Source organism: Achromobacter xylosoxidans, assembly GCF_002192695.1.
Classification (GTDB): Bacteria; Pseudomonadota; Gammaproteobacteria; order Burkholderiales; family Burkholderiaceae_B; genus Achromobacter; species Achromobacter xylosoxidans_C.
In genome coordinates this window covers 1-3851 of record NZ_MTLG01000043.1, presented here as the reverse complement: position 1 = coordinate 3851, position 3851 = coordinate 1, and the positions used below count along the sequence as shown (strand labels likewise).

General features: G+C 70.6%; 6 protein-coding genes. All 6 read left to right on the top strand.

The window, feature by feature from the left end; genetic code table 11:
• Positions 1-343: PFGI-1 class ICE element type IV pilus protein PilL2 (pilL2, locus tag BRO63_RS04630; protein WP_088138666.1), on the top strand; the 343-nt coding region annotated here is incomplete at its 5' end.
• Complete coding sequence (locus BRO63_RS04625; protein ID WP_044396544.1) at positions 340-984, top strand: hypothetical protein; 645 nt, start codon at positions 340-342, stop codon at positions 982-984. The genes pilL2 and BRO63_RS04625, both read left to right, overlap by 4 nt.
• 12 nt (positions 985-996) lie before the next feature.
• Complete coding sequence (locus BRO63_RS04620; protein ID WP_003050292.1) at positions 997-1734, top strand: TIGR03759 family integrating conjugative element protein; 738 nt, start codon at positions 997-999, stop codon at positions 1732-1734.
• On the top strand, positions 1716-2306 hold the full coding sequence (locus tag BRO63_RS04615; RefSeq protein WP_003109780.1) for a transglycosylase SLT domain-containing protein: 591 nt from the start codon (positions 1716-1718) through the stop codon (positions 2304-2306). The genes BRO63_RS04620 and BRO63_RS04615 overlap by 19 nt, the downstream gene beginning before the upstream one ends.
• Complete coding sequence (locus BRO63_RS04610) at positions 2303-2851, top strand: integrating conjugative element protein (RefSeq protein WP_003050285.1); 549 nt, start codon at positions 2303-2305, stop codon at positions 2849-2851. Before BRO63_RS04615 ends, BRO63_RS04610 begins: the two co-directional genes overlap by 4 nt.
• Positions 2852-2855: 4 nt before the next feature.
• Positions 2856-3851 (top strand): conjugative transfer system coupling protein TraD (traD, locus tag BRO63_RS04605; protein ID WP_143219450.1); only part of this gene is annotated, 996 nt, incomplete at its 3' end.

The following is a 3851-nucleotide window of genomic DNA, read 5'->3' as shown; positions in this document are numbered from 1 at the left end:
CGTGTCCATGCCCGAAGATGCCCGTGCCACCGTCGGCGATGGGCTGCGTCATGTACTCAAGCGCAGCGGTTACAGCCTGTGCCAGACGGCGCACGCGGTGATCGAGCTGTACGCGCTGCCGCTGCCGGCGGCGCACCTGCACCTCGGCCCCATGACTTTGCGCGATGCGCTGCTCACACTGGCTGGCCCGGCCTGGGAACTGCACGCGGATGATCGCGCACGGCAGATTTGCTTCGAACGGCCCGCCGACAGCGCGGTCATCGAACCCGCATCCGAGCCACCCGCCGCCGAGGCGGTGCAGACGTTCCCGCTGGAGCCTTCGGTTTCGGGAGGCCAGCCATGAGCTCCCCACAGTCTGCCCGGCGCCCGGGCGCCGTCGTGGTGGTGCAGAGCCTTCTGTGGCTCTGGTTGGTCTTCCTCAGCGTCTTGGTGGCCCTGGGCTACCAGGCCCTCAGCGACCAGGCCGACCAGGAGCGGCTGGATTCCCGCCTGCAACGCCTGGAAGCGCAGGCAACTGGCTTGGCCGAGACGATCGAGGCCATCCAGCAGCGCCCGGCCGTCGCGACGGACGCTGACCTCAAAGACACCCGCCAGATCCTGGAAGCACGCGCGGCCCAGGTCGAGAAATCTCTCAGTGGCTACGCAGCGGCCGACGACCTCCAGGCGCTTCGCGCGGAGGTCGAGCAGATCAAGGCGCGCCAAGCCGCCGCACGTGCCACCGCACCCGCCCAGCGGCGCGCATCGCGCACGTCCGCCGCCTCCAAGACCGAGCTGTCGCCGCTGTCATTCCGCGTCGTCGGCGCCGAACTGCGCGCCGGCCAGCGCAGCGTGTCCGTCGCGCCGAGCACCGGGGACTTCACGCCCGCCCAACTTCAGGTGCTGCTGCCCGGGGATGCGGTCGGCCCGTGGCGCCTGCAGGCGATCGAGGGCAACACCGCAGTGTTCCAGGCCGGCAACCACACCCGCCGCGTGGCGATTCCCTGACCGGAGCACCCCATGAAGCCGTCGATCCTCCTTTTCGCGGTCCTGGTGGCGTCGTCGCAATGGCCCGCCTGGGCGCAGCAGCCCGCAACGACCCCGGCGCGCAACGCACAGAGCCAGGAGCGCCCGCTGGCCGCCCGCGTGCTGGACGACCGGGTGGCAACCGAATGGGGCTTGCAGCCACAAGAATGGGCACGCTACCGCGAGCTGATGGATGGGCCGCTGGGTATCTACTCGCCCAACCTGGACCCGCTGTCCGCCCTGGGCATCGAAGCTCGCACGGACGAAGAACGGCGCCGCTATGCGGAACTGCAGGTGCAGGTGGAAGCGCGCCGCGTCGAGAAGCTGCTCGCCTACCAGCGCGCCTACGACGAGGCCTGGCAGCGCCTGAATCCGGGGATGCAGCGCGTGAACCTGCCCGACGACAAGCCGGGCGCCGGCACATCCAGCAGTCCCTTGCGCGGCAGCGGCCGCATGGCGGTGTTCGTCAAGGACGGCTGCGCAGCCTGCGGACAGCTCGTGCAGCGCCTGCAATCCTCGGGCGCGGAGTTCGACCTGTACATGGTGGGCAGCCGCCAGGATGACGCGCGCATCCGCGACTGGGCCAAGCGCGCGCAGATCGACCCGGCGCGCGTGCGCGCCGGCAGCATCACGCTCAACCACGACGGCGGCCGCTGGCTGTCGCTGGGCCTGCCCGGCGATCTGCCCGCCGCCGTGCGCGAAGTGAACGGCCAATGGCAGCGCCAGCCGTAGCCATGCCCCTGCGCGCACTGGTGCTCACTGCCGGCCTGTATGCCGTTGCCGCCCTGGCCCAGGAGGTTCCGCCACCGGCTTACCAGCTTGCCGCCCAGCGCGCAGGCATCCCCTCGACCGTGCTCTACGCCGTGGCCTTGCAGGAGAGCGGCATCCGGCGCAACGGGCGCCTGGTGCCGTGGCCGTGGTCCCTCAACGTCGCCGGCCAGTCGCGCCGCTTCGCCACGCGCGCCGACGCCTGCGCTGGCCTGCAGCAGGCGATGCGCGCCACGCCGCACACGCGCATTGATGCGGGCCTGGGCCAGATCAACCTCGGTTACCACAAGCACCGCTTTACCGGCGCGTGCGACCTGCTGGATCCGTATCGCAACCTGGCCGTTGCCGCCGAGATCCTGAAGGAGCAGCACACCCCCGGCGAGGACTGGCTGCTGGCGATCGGCCGCTACCACCGCCCCGCAGGCGGCGAGCCCGCCGCCCGCTATCGGCGCAGCGTGTCGCGCCACCTTGCCCGCGTGCAGGGCACGCGACCAGCCGCCGCGGTCCTCGCGGCGCGCCAGGAGACCTCCCCATGACGAAACCCCATCCCGCCCATCTCGCGTTCACGGGCCTACTCATGCTGCTGTCAGGCCTGCCGCTGGCCTCGCGTGCCGGCGAGCCACTGATCGTTGTCGAGGACCGTGGCGGCACGTCGGCATTGCCGTACTACGAAGCCCTGAATCTCCAGCCGCGCGCCAACGCACCGGCGCGGCCGTCCATCCCGACGCCCCAGCTTCCTGCCACACCGGCGGACGAAGCCGCGATGCTGCCGGTGCGCAGCGCCAAGCTCACGCCTGGCACCGTCGCGCGGCGTGTGATTGAAGCGCCCGGCCTGCGGCCGTTCGTGGTCATCGGCGACGACGAGGCTTCCCGGGCCTGGTTGCAGCGCCGCGCCGCCGCTTTGCGCGAACGTGGCGCGGTCGGCCTGGTGGTCAACGTCGAGACCGCGCAGGGCCTGGCGCGGCTGCGCGCGCTGGCGCCAGGCTTGCCGCTCGCCCCCGTTGCCAGCGACGACCTGGCCGATCGCCTGGGCCTGCGGCACTACCCGGCGCTGATCACGGCCACTGGCATCGAGCAATGAAGCCATGTCGGGGAAACAGCCGGTCGAGGTTCTGCTACGCCCAGCGGTGGAGCTATACACCGTCGCGGCGTGTGCAGGCGCCGCGTTTCTGTGCCTGGTGGCCCCATGGTCGCTCGCGCTGAGCCCGGCCATGGGCATCGGCAGCGCCTTGGCGTTCGGCGCCTACGGCGCGATCCGCTACCGCGATGCCCGCGTCATCCTGCGCTACCGGCGCAACATCCGCCGCCTGCCGCGCTACGTGATGACGAGCAAGGACGTGCCGGTCAGCCAGCAGCGGCTGTTCGTGGGGCGTGGGTTCCTCTGGGAGCAGAAGCACACCCATAGGCTGATGCAGACGTACCGGCCGGAGTTCCGGCGCTACGTCGAGCCGACGCCGGCCTACCGGCTGGCCAGACGCCTGGAGGAACGGCTGGAGTTCGCGCCGTTGCCGCTCTCGCGCCTGCCGAAGCTCACCGGCTGGGACGTGCCTTTCAACCCCGTGCGCCCGTTGCCGCCTGTGGGAGGCCTGCCAAGGCTGCACGGCATCGAGCCCGACGAAGTGGACGTCAGCCTGCCGCTGGGCGAGCGCGTCGGGCACTCGCTGGTGCTGGGCACCACGCGGGTGGGCAAGACGCGCCTGGCCGAGTTGTTCGTCACCCAGGACATCCGGCGTAAGAACGCCGCCGGCGAGCATGAGGTCGTCATCGTCATCGATCCCAAGGGGGATGCCGATCTCTTGAAGCGGATGTACGTCGAAGCCCAGCGCGCTGGCCGCGAAGGCGAGTTCTACATCTTCCACTTGGGCTGGCCGGAAATCAGCGCCCGCTACAACGCCGTGGGCCGTTTCGGCCGGATCTCGGAAGTGGCGACCCGGGTGGCGGGGCAGCTCTCCGGCGAAGGCAACAGCGCGGCGTTCCGCGAGTTCGCATGGCGCTTCGTGAACATCATCGCCCGCGCCCTGGTGGAACTGGGGCAGCGCCCGGACTACATGCTGATCCAGCGCCACGTCATCAACATCGAC

What these genes read in the sequence shown, in the direction of transcription:
- BRO63_RS04625 (WP_044396544.1), top strand. Translation starts at nt 340, where the DNA reads ATGAGCTCCCCACAGTCTGCCCGGCGCCCGGGCGCCGTCGTGGTGGTG.
- BRO63_RS04620 (WP_003050292.1), top strand. Translation starts at nt 997, where the DNA reads ATGAAGCCGTCGATCCTCCTTTTCGCGGTCCTGGTGGCGTCGTCGCAA.
- BRO63_RS04615 (WP_003109780.1), top strand. Translation starts at nt 1,716, where the DNA reads ATGGCAGCGCCAGCCGTAGCCATGCCCCTGCGCGCACTGGTGCTCACT.
- BRO63_RS04610 (WP_003050285.1), top strand. Translation starts at nt 2,303, where the DNA reads ATGACGAAACCCCATCCCGCCCATCTCGCGTTCACGGGCCTACTCATG.